At 70.5% G+C, this 14,679-nt stretch carries 16 protein-coding genes; 12 read left to right on the top strand and 4 right to left on the bottom strand.

The window, feature by feature from the left end:
- Window position 1 precedes the first annotated feature (1 nt).
- Window positions 2–478 (bottom strand): MaoC family dehydratase, encoded by a 477-nt coding sequence (locus L942_RS05875; RefSeq protein WP_037355847.1) that lies wholly within the window; start codon window positions 476–478, stop codon window positions 2–4.
- Between the two features lie 198 nt (window positions 479–676).
- Here L942_RS05875 and L942_RS05870 point away from each other — a divergent pair, with 198 nt between their 5' ends.
- On the top strand, window positions 677–1,654 hold the full coding sequence (locus L942_RS05870; RefSeq protein WP_037355846.1) for an AraC family transcriptional regulator: 978 nt from the start codon (window positions 677–679) through the stop codon (window positions 1,652–1,654).
- A gap of 9 nt (window positions 1,655–1,663) precedes the next feature.
- On the opposite strand, the gene L942_RS05865 is transcribed toward L942_RS05870, so the two are convergent.
- Complete coding sequence (locus L942_RS05865) at window positions 1,664–2,821, bottom strand: CaiB/BaiF CoA transferase family protein (protein WP_037355844.1); 1,158 nt, start codon at window positions 2,819–2,821, stop codon at window positions 1,664–1,666.
- A 274-nt stretch (window positions 2,822–3,095) separates the two neighbouring features.
- On the opposite strand from L942_RS05865, the gene L942_RS05860 reads away from it, so the two are divergent.
- Both L942_RS05860 and L942_RS05855 read left to right on the top strand, forming a co-directional pair.
- Complete coding sequence (locus L942_RS05860) at window positions 3,096–3,923, top strand: acyl-CoA thioesterase domain-containing protein (RefSeq protein WP_051165740.1); 828 nt, start codon at window positions 3,096–3,098, stop codon at window positions 3,921–3,923.
- A 79-nt stretch (window positions 3,924–4,002) separates the two neighbouring features.
- Window positions 4,003–4,704 carry a GntR family transcriptional regulator gene (locus L942_RS05855; RefSeq protein WP_200862709.1) on the top strand — a complete coding sequence of 234 codons (702 nt, stop codon included), beginning with the start codon at window positions 4,003–4,005 and terminating at the stop codon, window positions 4,702–4,704.
- Window positions 4,705–4,771: 67 nt separating this feature from the next.
- Here L942_RS05855 and L942_RS05850 read toward each other — a convergent pair whose 3' ends face one another.
- Window positions 4,772–5,350, bottom strand: a complete 579-nt coding sequence (locus L942_RS05850) for an HpcH/HpaI aldolase/citrate lyase family protein (protein ID WP_268745712.1) — start codon at window positions 5,348–5,350, stop codon at window positions 4,772–4,774.
- An 8-nt stretch (window positions 5,351–5,358) separates the two neighbouring features.
- On the opposite strand from L942_RS05850, the gene L942_RS05845 reads away from it, so the two are divergent.
- The 4 genes from L942_RS05845 to L942_RS05830 all read left to right on the top strand — a co-directional run bounded on the left by L942_RS05845 (window position 5,359) and on the right by L942_RS05830 (window position 8,693).
- Window positions 5,359–5,685: a hypothetical protein gene (locus L942_RS05845; protein WP_037355835.1), complete on the top strand. Its 327-nt coding sequence runs from the start codon at window positions 5,359–5,361 to the stop codon at window positions 5,683–5,685.
- A 109-nt stretch (window positions 5,686–5,794) separates the two neighbouring features.
- Window positions 5,795–7,258 carry a PKD domain-containing protein gene (locus L942_RS05840; protein WP_037355832.1) on the top strand — a complete coding sequence of 488 codons (1,464 nt, stop codon included), beginning with the start codon at window positions 5,795–5,797 and terminating at the stop codon, window positions 7,256–7,258.
- 41 nt (window positions 7,259–7,299) lie between these two features.
- Complete coding sequence (locus tag L942_RS05835) at window positions 7,300–7,596, top strand: DUF1905 domain-containing protein (protein ID WP_037355829.1); 297 nt, start codon at window positions 7,300–7,302, stop codon at window positions 7,594–7,596.
- Window positions 7,597–7,907: 311 nt separating this feature from the next.
- Entirely contained in the window at window positions 7,908–8,693 is a 786-nt protein-coding gene (locus L942_RS05830) for an isoprenyl transferase (protein ID WP_440201297.1), read from the top strand.
- A 121-nt stretch (window positions 8,694–8,814) separates the two neighbouring features.
- Here the strand turns inward: L942_RS05830 and L942_RS05825 are convergent, their stop codons facing one another.
- Complete coding sequence (locus tag L942_RS05825; RefSeq protein ID WP_037355827.1) at window positions 8,815–9,432, bottom strand: TetR/AcrR family transcriptional regulator; 618 nt, start codon at window positions 9,430–9,432, stop codon at window positions 8,815–8,817.
- 111 nt (window positions 9,433–9,543) lie between these two features.
- On the opposite strand from L942_RS05825, the gene L942_RS05820 reads away from it, so the two are divergent.
- The 5 genes from L942_RS05820 (at window position 9,544) to L942_RS05800 (ending at window position 14,657) form a co-directional block, all read left to right on the top strand.
- The gene (locus L942_RS05820; protein WP_037355816.1) at window positions 9,544–11,055 is read left to right on the top strand and encodes a CocE/NonD family hydrolase; all 1,512 of its coding nucleotides are present in this window, start codon (window positions 9,544–9,546) and stop codon (window positions 11,053–11,055) included.
- Between the two features lie 8 nt (window positions 11,056–11,063).
- On the top strand, window positions 11,064–11,846 hold the full coding sequence (locus L942_RS05815) for a cyclase family protein (protein ID WP_037355813.1): 783 nt from the start codon (window positions 11,064–11,066) through the stop codon (window positions 11,844–11,846).
- Entirely contained in the window at window positions 11,843–12,763 is a 921-nt protein-coding gene (locus tag L942_RS05810; RefSeq protein WP_037355810.1) for a fumarylacetoacetate hydrolase family protein, read from the top strand. Before L942_RS05815 ends, L942_RS05810 begins: the two co-directional genes overlap by 4 nt.
- A gap of 236 nt (window positions 12,764–12,999) precedes the next feature.
- Entirely contained in the window at window positions 13,000–13,824 is an 825-nt protein-coding gene (locus tag L942_RS05805) for a hypothetical protein (protein WP_037355807.1), read from the top strand.
- A 29-nt stretch (window positions 13,825–13,853) separates the two neighbouring features.
- Window positions 13,854–14,657, top strand: a complete 804-nt coding sequence (locus L942_RS05800) for a hypothetical protein (protein ID WP_037355804.1) — start codon at window positions 13,854–13,856, stop codon at window positions 14,655–14,657.
- Window positions 14,658–14,679 lie beyond the last annotated feature (22 nt).

Raw genomic sequence — 14,679 nt, 5'->3', positions numbered from 1 at the left:
CTCAGCTCTGCGCGGCGGGCGCCTCGGCGGCGGACCGCTTCAGCATCAGGCCCGCGCGCAGCGCGTCGCACACGATCTCGTCGCGCTGGTTGATCCCGAGGTGCCGGAACATGACGATCCCCGAGTCGCCCCGGCTCTTGGACTCGCGCTTGCTGACGATCTCGGTCCGCACGTGGATGGTGTCGCCGTGGAACACCGGCTTGGGGAAGGTGATCTTCTCGAAGCCCAGGTTGCCCAGCGTGGTGCCCTGCGTCGTCTCCGGCACCGTCACCCCGGACACCAGCCCGAGGATGAACAGGCTGTTCACCAGCCGCTGGCCGTAGATGGTGCCCTTGCTGTACTCCGCGTCCAGGTGCAGCGGAGCCAGGTTGAGCGTCATCACGCTGAACAGCGTGTTGTCCGCCTCGGTGACCGTGCGCCGCGTCGGGTGGTCGATCACCATCCCCGGTTCGAACTCCTCGAAATACAAGCCTGCCATCGGGTGTCCTCTCCCCGCCGCGCGCTCGGCGCGGCGCGTGATCGATCCTCGTCGCCGGGAGGCGCGGCGGTTCTTCCGCGAGCTCTGCCCACCCGGTGAATATAAAATATACTATCTGCTGGAGGCGCGTCCAGCGTCGATCCGCGCATCATATATTCTGGACGTCCATTCCGCGTCATCGGAGACGAGGAGGCACCGATGCCTGACCACCAGCGGCCGTCCGGCCCGGTCCGGTTCCGCACCGCGGACCTCGAAACCGCCCGCGAGCAGGTGACCCGGACCTTCGCCAGCCACGAGGTGCGCGTCGCCGACCGGGCCGGGATGCGGTTCCGGCTCGACATCGCGCCGTCGCCGAACCTCACCATCGGCCGGATGGCCTACGGCGCGGACACCACGATCGTCGGACCGCCGATGCGGCTGTGCTACCACGTGAACCTGCCCGCCACCGGCACCAGCACGGTCGAGCAGCACGGCGTCCGCCGGGCGTTTTCGGCCGGCGAAGCGGGCGTGGCGTTCGTGCCGCAGTCCCCGGTCCTGGTGCAGTGGAGCGCCGATTCCTGGCAGTACCACGTCAAGCTGCCCAAGGACCTGCTCGAAGCGCACGCGGCGAAGCTCACCGGGCAGCCGATCCGCGAGGAAATCGACTTCGACCTTACCTTCCCGCTCCGGTCGAGCACCGCGCAGGCGTTCCTCGCGACGGTGAGCTTCCTGTACGCCGAGCTCAACCGCGAGGGCGGCCTGGCCGCGGTCCCGGCGGCGTGCCACGAGTTCGAATCGGCGCTGATGACCCAGCTGCTCATGACGGTGCCCAGCCGGCTCAGCGCCCAGCTGCACAGCCGGCCCGCGCACACCCGCGGCTCCCGCACCCGCGAGATCGTCGACTACCTCGACCAGTGCCCCGAAGGCACCGTGACCACCGCCGACCTGGCCGCGATGGCGTCGATCAGCCCGCGTGCCCTGCAAGCCGGCTTCCAGGAGGTGGTCGGCAAGTCCCCGATGGCCTACCTGCGCGCGGTACGGCTGGACCGGGTGCACCGGGAACTGCTCGCCGGCGGCCCGGGCTCGGTCACCGACATCGCGGCCCGCTGGGGCTTCTATCACCCGGGCCGGTTCGCCCGCCAATACCGCGAGCGGTTCGGCGTGCTGCCCTCGGAATCCGCCCGCCGGCGCGGCTGAGCGAGCCGCTCAGGCCGACTGCGCGCGTGCCGCCGGCGAGGTCCATTCGGCCAGCAACTCGTCCAGGTCGAGCACGCTCGCGTCCGGCGCGGACGGCTCGACGCCTGGAGTACGGCTGAAGCGCGGAGCCGGTCGCGGGTGGAGCACGCCGTCGACCCGCTCGTACACCGCTCGTTCGACGTTGTGCGGATGCTCGGCCGCCTCGTCGAACGTGAGCACCGGAGTGACGCAGGCATCGGTGCCCGCGTAGATCCGCGCCCATTCGTCGCGGTCCTTCGCGGCGAACGCCTCGGCGATGAGGGCGCGCAGGCGAGGCCAATTCGCCCGGTCGTCCTGGTCTGGCCAGTCGCTCAGGTCGGCGCCGAGCCGGGTCACGAACTCCCGGTAGAAATCGGGCTCCAGCGCGCCGACCGCCACATACCGGCCGTCCGCGCAGCGGTACGTGTCGTAGAACGGCGCGCCCGAATCGAGATAGTTCGTGCCGGGTTCGTCGCGGTAGCGGCCCGCCGCGCGCAGGCCCTGGATCTTCGCGGTCAGCAGAGCGACGCCGTCGATCATCGCCGCGTCGAGCACCTGGCCCCGTCCGGTCGACCGGGCCGACAGCAGCGCGCTCACGATGCCGTAGGCCGCCACCAGCGCCCCGCCCGCGTAGTCGCCCAGCAGGTTGATCGGCGGCCGCGGGGCCTCCCCCGCGCGCGCCATCGCGTGCAACGCGCCGGTCTGAGCGACGTAGTTGATGTCGTGTCCGGCCTGCCGCGAGAGCGGACCGGACTGGCCGTAGCCGGTCAGCCGCGCGTAGACCAGCGCGGGATTGCTCGCCAGCAGCACGTCCGGCCCCAGCCCGAGCCGCTCGGCGACCCCGGGCCGGTACCCCTCGATGAACACCTCCGCGGCATCGGCGAGCCGCCGCACCGCACGGACGCCGTCCGCGGATTTGAGGTCGGCCTGGACGGTCGCGACGCCCCGGTTGGCGAGGTCGTGTTCGGCGGCCATGCCCTCGGTCTGGCCGAGGGCGCGCGCCCGACGGCTCGCCGGCCGCGCCACCCGCACCACTTCCGCGCCGAGGTCGGCCAGCAGCATGCTCGCGAACGGCGTCGGGCCCATCCCGGCGAGCGCCACCGCCCGTACTCCCGCCAGCGGTCCGGTCCGGGTCGTCTCGGTCGTCATCGGCGCTCCTCGGCGGTCCGGGCGAAGTCAGCGGGCATGATTTCATATTATGTATTGTCGGCGGGAGATAGCAAGGACGCTCCCCCGCGGCGCGGATCCGGTCCGCGCGCCCGGAATCCTTTGCCGCTCCGGGGATCGATCACGCGTCGGCCCCGTGTCAACCCCGCCGAGGCCAGTATGGCACGGTTGTTCGAGGTGCTCGCGGGCTCGCCGGACAGGGCCGCCGGATCGCCTGCACAGATCACATATAAAATGTTATATTTGCGCGGTGACTATGGCGTTCTTCACCGCGGAACCGACCCCGGACGGCGAGCTGCTGCATCCGCTGCCCGACGCGCGCGCAAGCTGGGGCGACGGGGCCCAGCTGCGCGGGATGGCGACCAGCGGGGCCCTCGCCCGCGCGGCGGAACGCGCTGCGGGGCCGGGGGTGCTCCAGCCGGCTCGCTGGACCGTCGACCTGCTGCGCCCGGCCGGGTTCGCCCCCTCCGCGGCGCGGACCGAGGTCGTGCGGCGAGGACGTCGCCTGTGCCTGGTCGAAGCGACGTTGTGGCAGGGGGAAATCCTCGTCGGGAAGGCGTCCGGCCTGTTCCTCGCCGCCGGTTCGTCCGCGGCGGGCAGCGTGTGGGCTCCGTCCGGCCACCCGGCGCCGCCGCTGGACGTGCTTCCCGCGACCGAGGAACCGCGCGTCTTCCACAGCGAGGGCGTCGGCTGGACCGGCTCGCCGGAGCCGCACCAGAACTCGGCGCGCAAGACGCTGTGGGTGTTCCCGCAGGAGATCGTGCGCGGCGAGCGGCCGACGCCGTTCCAGCACGCGGCCACCGCGGCGGACCTGGTGAACCTCGTGACCAACTGGGGCGACGCCGGTTTGGAGTTCATCAACGCGGACCTGACGCTCACCCTCGGCCGCGCTCCGGCGGCGGACCTCGAACTGGGCCTGACCGCCGAGCACCGCGTCGAGCACGACGGCGTGGCGGTGACCGCCGCGACCGTCTTCGACCGCGAAGGGCCGCTCGGCACGGTCAGCGGCACCGCGCTGCTCGCGTCCGCGCCGGTGGATCCGCGGCGGGTCAGCGCCCCGGAGAGCGTGCCGGCCGTGCCATAATCACCTGCCGTTCATATATCATGTTCTCTGTTAAACATCGGATCCTCGAAGCTGCTTCGAGGCGTTGGGGAGGTGGCCCGTGGCCGACGAACTGGCCCGGCTGCGCAGCGGCGACCGTCGCCAGCAGCTGCCCGAGGAAGTCGCGACCTACGTCCGCGAGCTGATCATGTCCGGCCAGGTCAAACCGGGCGAGTTCCTGCGGACCGAACCGATCGCCGAGGCGGTCGGGGTGAGCAACACGCCGGTGCGCGAAGGGCTCCTCTCGCTGCGCAGCGAGGGGTTCGTGGAACTGGTCCCCCGCCGGGGCTTCGTGGTGGCGCCGGTCTCCCGCCAGGACGTGCGCGACCTGTTCTGGGCGCAGGCCCAGTTCTCCGCCGAGCTCGCCGCGCGCGCCGCCAAGAAGATCACCCCTGAGCAAATCGCCGTGCTCGAAGGGATCAACGAGGACTTCGAGAAGGCCGCGGACGCCGGCGACCAGGAAGCCATCACCCGGGTGGGCCACGAGTTCCACCGCCAGCTCAACCTGGCCGCCGACTCCCACCGGCTGACGCTGCTGCTCAGGTCCGTGGTCAAGCACCTGCCGAACCGTTTCTACGCCTCGATCGAAGGCCACGTGGAGCACACGCTGGCCGACCACGCGGAGCTGCTGCAGGCGTTGCGCGGCAGGCACGTCCGCAAGGCGCGCACGATCGCCGAACGGCACATCCTCGACGGCGCGGACAACGTCGTGCGGATGCTCGAGGAACGCGGTCTCTGGGCGGACGCCGAAGAATCCGAATAGGTCCGAACAGGACAGTGCCCGGGCCCCCGAAGGGCGCCCGGGCATTTTCGCGTCCGAGGAGAACCGGTCAGGCGTTGGCCGCGATCGCGTCCGCCTGCGCGACGATTCCTTCCGCCGTCTTCACGTGCGCGATGTCGATGTGCTGGCCCTCGAAGTCCACCGCGGCGCTGCCCGCCGCCTCCGCCGCGCGGAACGCCTCGATCAGTCGGCGCGAGTGGTCGACCGCCTCGGGCGTCGGCGTGAACACCTCGTTGGCGATCGCCACGTGCGACGGGTGGATGCACACCATGCCGCGGTAGCCCAGCTGCTTGTTGTCCAGGCAGAACTGGCGCGCGCCGTCCAGATCGCGGATGTCCTGCCACACTCCGGCCACCGGATGGTGCAGCCCGGCCGCGCGGGCGGCGAGCACCAAGCGGCTGCGCAGGTACAGCGTCTCCAGCCCGGCCGGCGTGAACTCGAAGCCCAGCTCGCGGCCGACGTCGGCGCTCGGCCCGGTCGCGCCCAGCAGGCTGGACACCCGCGGCGTCGCGGCGGCGATTTCCTCGCAGTGCGCCATCGACACCGCGGTCTCGAAGCTCACGATCAGCCCGACGCTGCCCGCTTCCAGCCCCTCGCGCGCCTCGATGTGCGAGACGACCGCGTCGATACCTGCCGATGGCGGCCGGCTTCGTGCTGCTGTTCCTGGCAGTCAGCGCGAACTCCGCCGCGGAGCCGACGTTCTTCGCGCTGTCTTTCCCGCCGTCGATCCGGTACAGCGGGCTGGCGGTGTCCTACGGCTTGGGTGCGGTGCTCGGCGGTTCGTTCGCCCCGCTGATCTCGGCGGCCCTGTTCAAGTCCAGCGGCAGTTGGACGGCGGTCGCGATCTACAACGGCGGCGCGGCGCTGATTTCCGTGGTGGCCGGGCTGCTGCTGCGGGAACTCCCCCGGCTGAGCGCGAAAACGGCACCGGCCCCGTCCGATTCCGCCCCGCAGGCCGTTTGACCGGCCTCGGGTAGCCGGACTGTCCGAGAAGCTGGACAGTCCGGCTCCCGGAACCGCCCTAGATTGCCGGTGCGGGGGGCAAATCCGGTCTGGCGGAAGGAAACGAGCGATGTCGACGGACAAAACCCGGTCAGCAGGGCGGCGCAAGCGCACCGCCACCGCACTGGCCACCGCTGGCTGTGTCGCGGTGACCTCGGCGCTCGCGCTCTCGGCGCCGCCGTCGCGAGCGGACACCCCGCTCCCGTTGCACCATTACCTGCTGGTCGGCGGATTCGCCTCGCCCGGCATCAGTTCGGTCAGCGTCACCCGGGACAGCGCGCTGACCACCGTGCCCGGCTCCCCGTTCGCCGGCGGTCTCGGTTCGCTCGGCATGGCGATCACGCCCGACGCGCAGAAGGTGTACTCCGTCGACAGCGGATCGGGCACCATCATCGGCTACCGCATCGGCGCGGACGGCACCCTGAGTCCGATCGACACGGTCCTGGTCGGCCTGCCGGTCGTCGGGGCCGCCATCACTCCGGACGGTTCGCGGTTATTCGTCACGCTCGGCGGCGGCACCGCCGGCGGGGGGTCGGTGCGCTCGTACGCGATCTCCCCGTCCGGCACGCTCAGCCGCACCGGCGCGCCCGACGCACCGATCGACAGCGCGATCAGCCAGGTCGCGATCTCGCCGGACGCCAGCCACCTCATCGTCACGAACTACCTCGCGAACAGCGTGACGTCCTTCGCGATCGCTCCCGACACGACGCTGACCCAGGTCGGCGCACCGGTTGCCGCCGGGAACAAGCCGGTCATCCCCGCGTTCACGCCGGACGGGAAATTCCTGTATGTCAGCAACGAAGGCAGCGGCGACCTCTCCGGTTACACGGTCGGCCAAGACGGTGCACTGACCGCTATCCCCGGGACGCCGTACCCCAGCGGCGGCACCACGCACGGTGCCGTGATCACCGCCGACTCGCACCGGCTCTACGTGCCGAACACGACCGCGAACACTGTCACCGGGTGGAACATCGGCCCCGACGGCCAGCTGACTCCGCTGCCCGGTTCGCCCTACCCGATGCCGGTCATGCCGGGACGCGTCACGCTCAGCGCGGACGGCAAGTACTTGTTCGTCATCCAGGCGATCGCGGTGAACAACCCCGCGTTGCACAGCCAGGTGTACAGCTATGTGCTCCAGCCAGACGGTCAGCCAGTCGCCAGCGGCCTCCCGCCCGCCGACACCGGCCTGGTCTGGCACGACGGCTCGAACGCGTTCCTCACCCCGAACCAGGGCCCGCTGGCCGTACTGAGCCCATCAGGACCCACGTCCGGCAAAACCCGCGCGTTCTCCGCGGCGGGTTCCTCCGACCCGGACGGAACGGTCACGCGGTACGCGTGGGATTTCGGTGACGGCCAACGGCTGGTGACCACCACCCCTGATGTCTCGCATACGTACGCCAAGCCCGGCACCTGGGCCGTCACGGTGACCGTCACCGATGACGAAGGCTGCTCGACCAGCTTGATCTACGAGGGCACCACCGTCACCTGCGGCGGCGGACCGCGCGCGCAGGCACGGACGACGATCACGACGTAGCCGCCCCGGAAACTGTCGGTGTCGCGTGCGAAGCTGCTCTGGTGGAAGTGCACTTCGACGCTGAACTGTGGATCTGGGACGCCCGACGGAGCGAAACCTGGACCTTCGTGACCCTGCCCGGCGACATCTCGGACGAAATCCGCGAACTGGGCGGACCGCGCCGCGGGTTCGGCTCGCGGCGCGTGCAGGTCCGGGTCGGGGCGACGACCTGGCGGACGTCGATCTTCGCGGACAGCTCGCGCGGCTACGTGCTCCCGGTCAAACGCGCGGTACGCAAAGCCGAAAACCTCGACCCCGGCGACGTGGCCCGGGTAACGGTCACGGTCCTCGACCTGTGACGCCGAAGGGCGCGGTCCGCCCGGAACACGGCTGACCGATCGGGAAACGCCCCCGTTCACACTGTCCGGCTCTGCTCCACGCCGCAGACGCCGACTGATTCTCCGGCAGCGCAATTCGGCCCATTGCCGGAAACAGGGCAATTCGCGCACCACACGAACACGCCGCTGGACGGCTCATCGCGCGACAAGAATCGGCGGTCCGCAGCGGCTCCACCACCGATTCCGCAGTAGGCAACCGTGGCCGCGGAAACGAAACAAGGTTGGCTACGATCAGCCGGAACCCGCGCGACCCCACGGCGAACGGAGTGCGCATCGTGCTTCCCGATCTGGTCCAGCGAATCGTCTACGGGATTTACACGCACCGGTTGCGAAAGCAGCTCGTCGGCGCCGAATTGCCGGGACACATCGGGATCATCATGGACGGCAACCGCCGCTGGGCTCGCCAGATGGGCATGACCGACCTCAGCCTCGGGCACAAGCACGGCGCCGAACACGTCGAAACCGTGTTGTCCTGGTGCGAACGCGCGGGCGTGAAGCACGTGACGATCTACCTGTGCTCGACCGAGAACCTCGCGCGCCGCGACGACGCCGAAGTCTCCTACCTGATGCAGCTGATCGAGCAGGTCATCACCGATAAGCTCGCTCAGCCCGACGCGGGCTGGCAGGTCCACGTCGCCGGCAGTCTCGACACGCTGCCGGACACCACGGCGCACGCGCTGAAGAACGCGGTCGAAGTCACCCGCGACAGCGACAGCGGCTACCACATCACGCTAGCCATCGGCTACGGCGGCCGTCAGGAGGTCGTCGACGCGCTCCGCTCCCTGCTGACCGAACACGCCGCCGCGGGGACACTGCACGAACTCGCCGACACCATCACCATGGAAGACGTCTCCCGGCACCTTTACACCGCCGGGCAACCCGATCCCGACCTGGTCATCCGCACCAGCGGGGAACAACGCCTCTCCAACTTCCTGGTCTGGCAGAGCGCCTACTCCGAATTGTACTTCTGCGACACCTTCTGGCCGGCCTTCCGCGAAGTCGACTTCCTCCGGGCACTGCGCAGCTACGCGCGCCGGAACCGCCGCTACGGCCGCTGACCGCAAGGGCCCAGGGCGGCCAGTGCGTCGACTTGAGGCCGTCCCCGAAACCGGTTCGGAAATACCCGTTCCGTCCACAAAGGACGGATGGGGGAACTTGATTCTCGGCGGCTCCCGCGGGTCAGGAGGATTGCCGTCCCGGCTGCGGTGAGTCGGCGGTGCCGAGCCCGCTGAGAAGCGTGTCGACGATGCGAGCGGGCAACTCCGGGTCGAGCGGCTCGCGGGTCAGCACGATTCGGAAGTGCAACGGCGCGACGAGCATCTGGAGCACGAAGCGGGGGTCGGTGCCGTCGGGCAGTTCTCCGCGCTGGATCGCCCGGGCGGCCATCTGGCCGGAGTGGGAGTAGCGGGTGTTCCAGTACTCGTCGCGCAGGCGCCGGGTGGCCGGGTCGTCCCCGGCCGAGGCCAGGGTTCGATCCAGGGCGTTGCCGGCGGGCGAGGTCAGGTATTTCGCGAGCGAGGTGGCGTAGCCGATCAGATCGTCCCGCAGGCTCCCGGTGTCGGGCACCGGGAGTTGTTCGGCGGCGTCGGCGAGGAGGGCGTCGATGATCAGGTTCTCGCGGGTGCCCCACCGGCGGAAAATCGTCGTCTCGTTCACCTGCGCGCGCCGGGCCACCTCGGACACCTTCAGGTCAGCCAGCCCCTGCTCCTGCAGCAGCTGGCTGGTGGCCTCGAAGACCGCGGCTCGGACGCGTGCCGCTCGTCCCCCGGGCCGTCGCCGGACCTCCGTATCGCTCACGGGACGCCACTCTAATACAAGTCCGCTTGCTTTTAGCGCCGGACGACCGCATACTCCTGACGCAAGTCGACTGGCTTTAACAGCGGCTGCCCACCCCACAGGAGTTCTGAGATGCGCATCGAACGGGACGTCGAGGTCCCTACCCGCACCGGCTCGCCGATCCTGGCCGACGTGTTCCTTCCCGACGACGAAGGCGCGTTTCCCGCGCTGGCGTCGATCAGCCCCTACGGCAAGGACGTGCACTGGCCGGACCGCTATCCGCTCTACGAGCTGGTGCCGCAGAACGAGCACATGGTCTGGGAGACCCCGGATCCCGAGTGGTGGACCGCCCGCGGTTACGCGGTGCTGCGCGCGGACACCCGGGGCACCGGCAAGTCGCCCGGCCCGATGGACCTGATGAGCCCGGGCGACTCCGAGGACTTCTACGACGTCGTCGAATGGGCGGGCGAACAACCGTGGTCCAACGGCAAAGTGGCTTCCAGCGGAATCTCCTGGCTCGCGATGATGGGCTGGCGGGTGGCGGAACTCCAGCCGCCGCACCTCGCCGCGATCGTGGCTTGGGAAGGCGCGACCGACTTCTACCGCGACTTCGTCTACCAGGGCGGCCTGTACGCCCACGGGTTCCTCGAGTTCTGGTGGAACCGTCAGATCACCCCGCAGCGCAACAGCGACGACGGCGACGATTGGCGCGAGGTGCTCCCCCAGCATCCCGTGCTCGACGACTACCACCGAGCGCACCTCGTCGATCTCGACCGCGTCACCGTGCCGGTGCTCTCGGCCGGCAACTGGGGCGCCCTCCACGTGCACCTTCGCGGCAACATCGAAGGCTGGGCCCGCGCGGCGTCGCGGGACAAGTGGCTCGTGGTGCACACCGGCACCCACATCGATCCCTACTACGCCGAGTGGGCGCTGGACCTGCAGCAGCGCTTCCTCGACCAGTTCCTCAAAGACCAGCCCGGCCGCATGGACGGCGTGGCCCCGGTGCGGCTGGCGATCCGGCACGGACGGGAGATCGAATGGCGCGACGCCACGGACTTCCCGCTCCCGCAAACCCAGTGGCGGGAACTTCACCTCGGCGACGGCGTCCTCGACTGGGACCCGCCCGCGGACGCCGCGACGGTGCGCTATCCCGCCCGCTTCGACACCGCCCCGGTGTCCGAACCGCTTGAGCTGACCGGTCCGATCGCACTCCGTCTGTGGCTCAGCGCCGACCAGGACGACCTCGACGTCTTCGCGCGGGTGCAGCACCTCGGTGCCGACGGCGAGCCGATCCCGGCGGTCGGCCCGCAAGGCGGCCCGATCCCGATGGCCATGGGCTGGCTCAAGGCTTCCCATCGCGAGACCGACCCGGAGCGGTCGCTGCCGCACCGGCCGTGGCACCCGCACACCCGGGAGATCCCGCTCGTGCCCGGCGAGCCGGCCCTGCTCGAGGTCGAGATCTGGCCCACCAGCATCACTCTCGCCCCGGGCGAGCGGCTGCGGCTCGAATTGGTCGCCGGGGACAGCGATCTCGGCTTCATGACCCACGACCATCCCGATCTGCACCGCCCGGCGACCGGCGCCGCCGTCCACGTCGGCGGCGACCACGCGTCGCATCTGCTCGTCCCGGTCATCCCGCGATAAGGAGCGCCATGCGAAAGCTCGTGGACATCTCGGTCCCGCTGCGCGGCGGGATCGCCTCCGACCCGCCCGGCCACCGGCCCTCGATCACCTACGTCGACCACCAGCAGTCCGTCCCGGACCTGCTCCGCTTCTTCCCCGGCGCGACGGCCGCGGACCTGCCCGACGGCGAAGGCTGGGCGATCGAGCGGATCGAGGCCACCACCCACACCGGGACCCATCTCGACGCCCCCTACCACTACGCGTCCACTATGGACGGAGGACGCCGGGCGACGACGATCGACGAAGTGCCCCTGCACTGGTGCTTCCAGCAGGGGGTCAAGCTGGACTTCCGCCATCTGCCCGACGGCCACGTCGTCACCCCGGCCGAGCTCGACGCCGAGCTCGACCGGATCGGCCATCGGCTGCGCCCGCTCGACATCGTGGTGGTCAACACCCGGGCCGGCGCCCGCTACGGGCAGGACGACTACGTCGACTCCGGTTGCGGAGTCGGCCGCGCCGCCACCCTGCACCTGCTCGAGCACGGGGTGCGGGTGACCGGGACCGACGCTTGGAGCTGGGACGCCCCGTTCCGGTACACCGCCGAACGCTACGCCCGCGACCACGACCCCTCCGTCATCTGGGAGGGCCACCGAGCCGGGCGCGAGATCGGCTACTGCCATCTCGAGAAGCTGCACAACCTGGAAAGCCTCCCGGCGACCGGATTCCAGATCGCCTGCTTCCCGGTCAAGATCCACGCGGCCTCGGCCGGATGGACCCGCGCGGTGGCGATCTTCGACGAGGAGACGGCATGAGAATCGGTTCCGTACTCGTCGACGGCGTGCGGCGCTACGGTGTCGTCGACGGCGATCGCATCGAGCTGCTCCCCGCGACCGCGGACGTGTTCGAAGTGCTCGCTGCCGGCCGTCCCGCCGCGGCCGGGCAGCAGGCGGTCTGGGACGAAACCGGATCGATCGCGGTCCCGGTGCCGGTCGCCAGCATCCGGGACTTCATCACCTTCGAACAGCACACCGCCGGCTCGCTCCGCGCGATCACCGGAAGCAGCGAGGTCCCGGACGCCTGGTACGAAGCTCCCGCGTTCTACTTCACCAACCCGCACGCGGCGATCGGCTCCGGCACGCCGGTCCCGATGCCGCCCGGATGCGAGGTGCTGGATTTCGAGCTCGAAGTCGCGGTCGTGGTCGGGAAAGCGGGCTTCAACCTTTCCGTGGCCGAGGCCGTGGACCACATCGCCGGGTTCACCGTCCTCAACGACTGGTCCGCGCGCGATCTGCAGAGCCGGGAAATGCGCGTCGGCCTCGGACCGGCGAAGGGCAAGGACACCGCCACCACCCTCGGCCCCGTGCTCGTCACCCCGGACGAACTGGCCGACTGCGAAAGCGGCGGCCGGTACGACCTCGCCATGGAGGGCTTCGTCAACGACACCCGCATCGGCGGCGACACGCTCGCGAACATGGCCTGGACGTTCGCCGAACTGATCGCCTACGCCAGCCGGGGCACCTGGGTCCGGCCCGGCGACGTGCTCGGCTCGGGCACCTGCGGAGGCGGCTGCCTCGCCGAACTGTGGGGCTGGCGCGGCGAGCGGCAGCCACCGCCGTTGCGCGTCGGCGACGACGTCCGGATGACGGTGCAGGGGATCGGAACCATCCACAACACGGTGGTCGCCGGCCCGCCCCTTCACGACGTTCCCCCTGCGCGCCGCTCACGCTGAGGAGAAATCCGCCACGACGGCCGACATTCACGGGAACTTCAAACGGATTCCCGGCCGCCCATACCGCTGGGACGCAACGGCATGGGCGCGCTTTCCTTGCCCGACAGCGAACCGCCCCGAGGCTGACACCGGCACTGCCCGGGTGCCTTCCCGCGTCTGCACCGTGACAGCCGCGTGTCTGCCCAGCGGGCGAATGTGGTCACCACGAACCACCAAGCCACGCAGGGAGACTCCAAATGTCCACGTTCACCACCCCCAACCCCATCACCGCCGCCCTCACCACCGCCGGGGCGAAGGTCCGGATCACCGCAGGAGAGCGTGCCGAGACCGCCGTGCGGGTGCGGCCCGTCGACGCGGCCGATCCCACCGACGTGAAGGTCGCCGAGAAGACCAAGGTCGAGTTCGCCGACGGCGTGCTGGCCGTCAAGACGACCAAGTCCGGCCGCCAGACCGGTTCCGTCGACATCGCGATCGAACTCCCCGCCGGGTCCACGCTGGTCCTGAACACGGCCTGGACCGAGGTGCGGGCGGACGGCACGCTCGGCGACTGCGAGGTCAACATCGGCTCCGGCCAGGTGCGGCTCGACCGGGTCGCGGGGCTGCGCGGCAACCTCGGCGCGGGCGGCCTCGTGGTCGCGCACGTCGGCGGCGACGCGGTGATCGAGGGCAGCGCGGCGGGTCTGCGGCTGGGCGAGGTCGAAGGCGAGATCCGCTGCCAGGGCGCCAACGGCGAGGTCTGGATCGGCCACGCCCGGTCCGACGTCGCGCTCGGCGGCGCGAACGGCAGCTTCGACATCGGCACGGCGGACGGCAGCGTCGTCGCCAAGGCCGCGCACTGCCCGATCCGGATCGGGCGGGTCACGCGCGGTCAGGTGGAGCTTTCGAACGCGGCCGGCGGGATCGAGGTCGGGGTCAGCGCGGGCATCGCCGCCGACGTGGACGCGAAGAGCACGAAGGGCGCCGTGCGCAACAGCCTGAGCACGCCCGGCGGCGGCAGCGGCGCGCTCAAGGTCCACGCTCGCACGCGGCTCGACGACATCGTGCTCTATTCCGCTGCCTGACCACCCGATCGGATGGCAGGATCGGGCGGGTGCAGATCAAGCTCCTGGGTCCGTTCGAGGTCCGCGACCGCGACGTGGCCGACGTTCCCGGCGCGCGGTTGCGCGGGCTCCTCGCCGCCCTCGCGCTCCGGCCGGGCCAGGTCGTTCCGAAGGCCACGCTGATCGACTGGATCTGGGGCGAGCACTTCGAACAGGCGATCGCGGTCGTCGAAGAACTGGCCGCGCTCGACGACGTGGTCCAGATGCGCATGCGGCAAGCCCGGCTGCACTGGCTCGCCGGAGACAAGGACGCCTGCGCCGCCGCGGTCGCTGAGGCGGAGAGGCTCGCGGAAGGCGTCACCTGGCCCGGGACGCTGGCCTCGCTCGCACTGGTCCGGGCAGAGCTGGCCCGGTGGGAGGGCAACGCGCCGGAGGCCTTCGAGCAGTTCGGCCACGCGATGAGCCTGCTGGGCGAAGAGGCTCAGCAACCGCACCTGCGAGCGGCGAGCCACGACCTGCACGCCTGGTTCGCCGCCGATCTCGACGAAGCGCGCGAACACCGTGCCGCCGCCTGCGCCGCGGCCGCGGAGACCGGACGCGCGCCAGAGATCGCACACGCGCTCGTCGGGGTCGCTGACCTGGCGCTTCGCCGCGCCCAGCACGACCACGCCGCGCGGCTGCTCGCGGCGAGCGCGCAGGTCCTCGGCCAGAAGGACTTGTCGGACCCGGACGTAGCGCGAATCGAGCAGGAGGCGCGAAACCAGCTCGGAGACGAAGCGTTCGACCAGGCCGCTCGGGAGGGTGCCGCGACGGCGTGGACCGAACTGGTCGCGGTGCCGCTGACGCGGGCCTGAGCTCGTGTCAGCGCCGTGACGG

Source organism: Amycolatopsis orientalis DSM 43388 (genome assembly GCF_000411975.1).
GTDB lineage: Bacteria > Actinomycetota > Actinomycetes > Mycobacteriales > Pseudonocardiaceae > Amycolatopsis > Amycolatopsis orientalis_D.
Note: the sequence above shows the minus strand (reverse complement) of the source record. Positions and strands in the feature narration are given on the sequence as shown.

Coding starts and splice junctions, on each gene's coding strand:
- L942_RS05875 (WP_037355847.1), bottom strand. CDS start 478: ATGGCAGGCTTGTATTTCGAGGAGTTCGAACCGGGGATGGTGATCGAC.
- L942_RS05870 (WP_037355846.1), top strand. CDS start 677: ATGCCTGACCACCAGCGGCCGTCCGGCCCGGTCCGGTTCCGCACCGCG.
- L942_RS05865 (WP_037355844.1), bottom strand. CDS start 2,821: ATGACGACCGAGACGACCCGGACCGGACCGCTGGCGGGAGTACGGGCG.
- L942_RS05860 (WP_051165740.1), top strand. CDS start 3,096: ATGGCGTTCTTCACCGCGGAACCGACCCCGGACGGCGAGCTGCTGCAT.
- L942_RS05845 (WP_037355835.1), top strand. CDS start 5,359: ATGGCGGCCGGCTTCGTGCTGCTGTTCCTGGCAGTCAGCGCGAACTCC.
- L942_RS05840 (WP_037355832.1), top strand. CDS start 5,795: ATGTCGACGGACAAAACCCGGTCAGCAGGGCGGCGCAAGCGCACCGCC.
- L942_RS05820 (WP_037355816.1), top strand. CDS start 9,544: ATGCGCATCGAACGGGACGTCGAGGTCCCTACCCGCACCGGCTCGCCG.
- L942_RS05815 (WP_037355813.1), top strand. CDS start 11,064: ATGCGAAAGCTCGTGGACATCTCGGTCCCGCTGCGCGGCGGGATCGCC.
- L942_RS05810 (WP_037355810.1), top strand. CDS start 11,843: ATGAGAATCGGTTCCGTACTCGTCGACGGCGTGCGGCGCTACGGTGTC.
- L942_RS05805 (WP_037355807.1), top strand. CDS start 13,000: ATGTCCACGTTCACCACCCCCAACCCCATCACCGCCGCCCTCACCACC.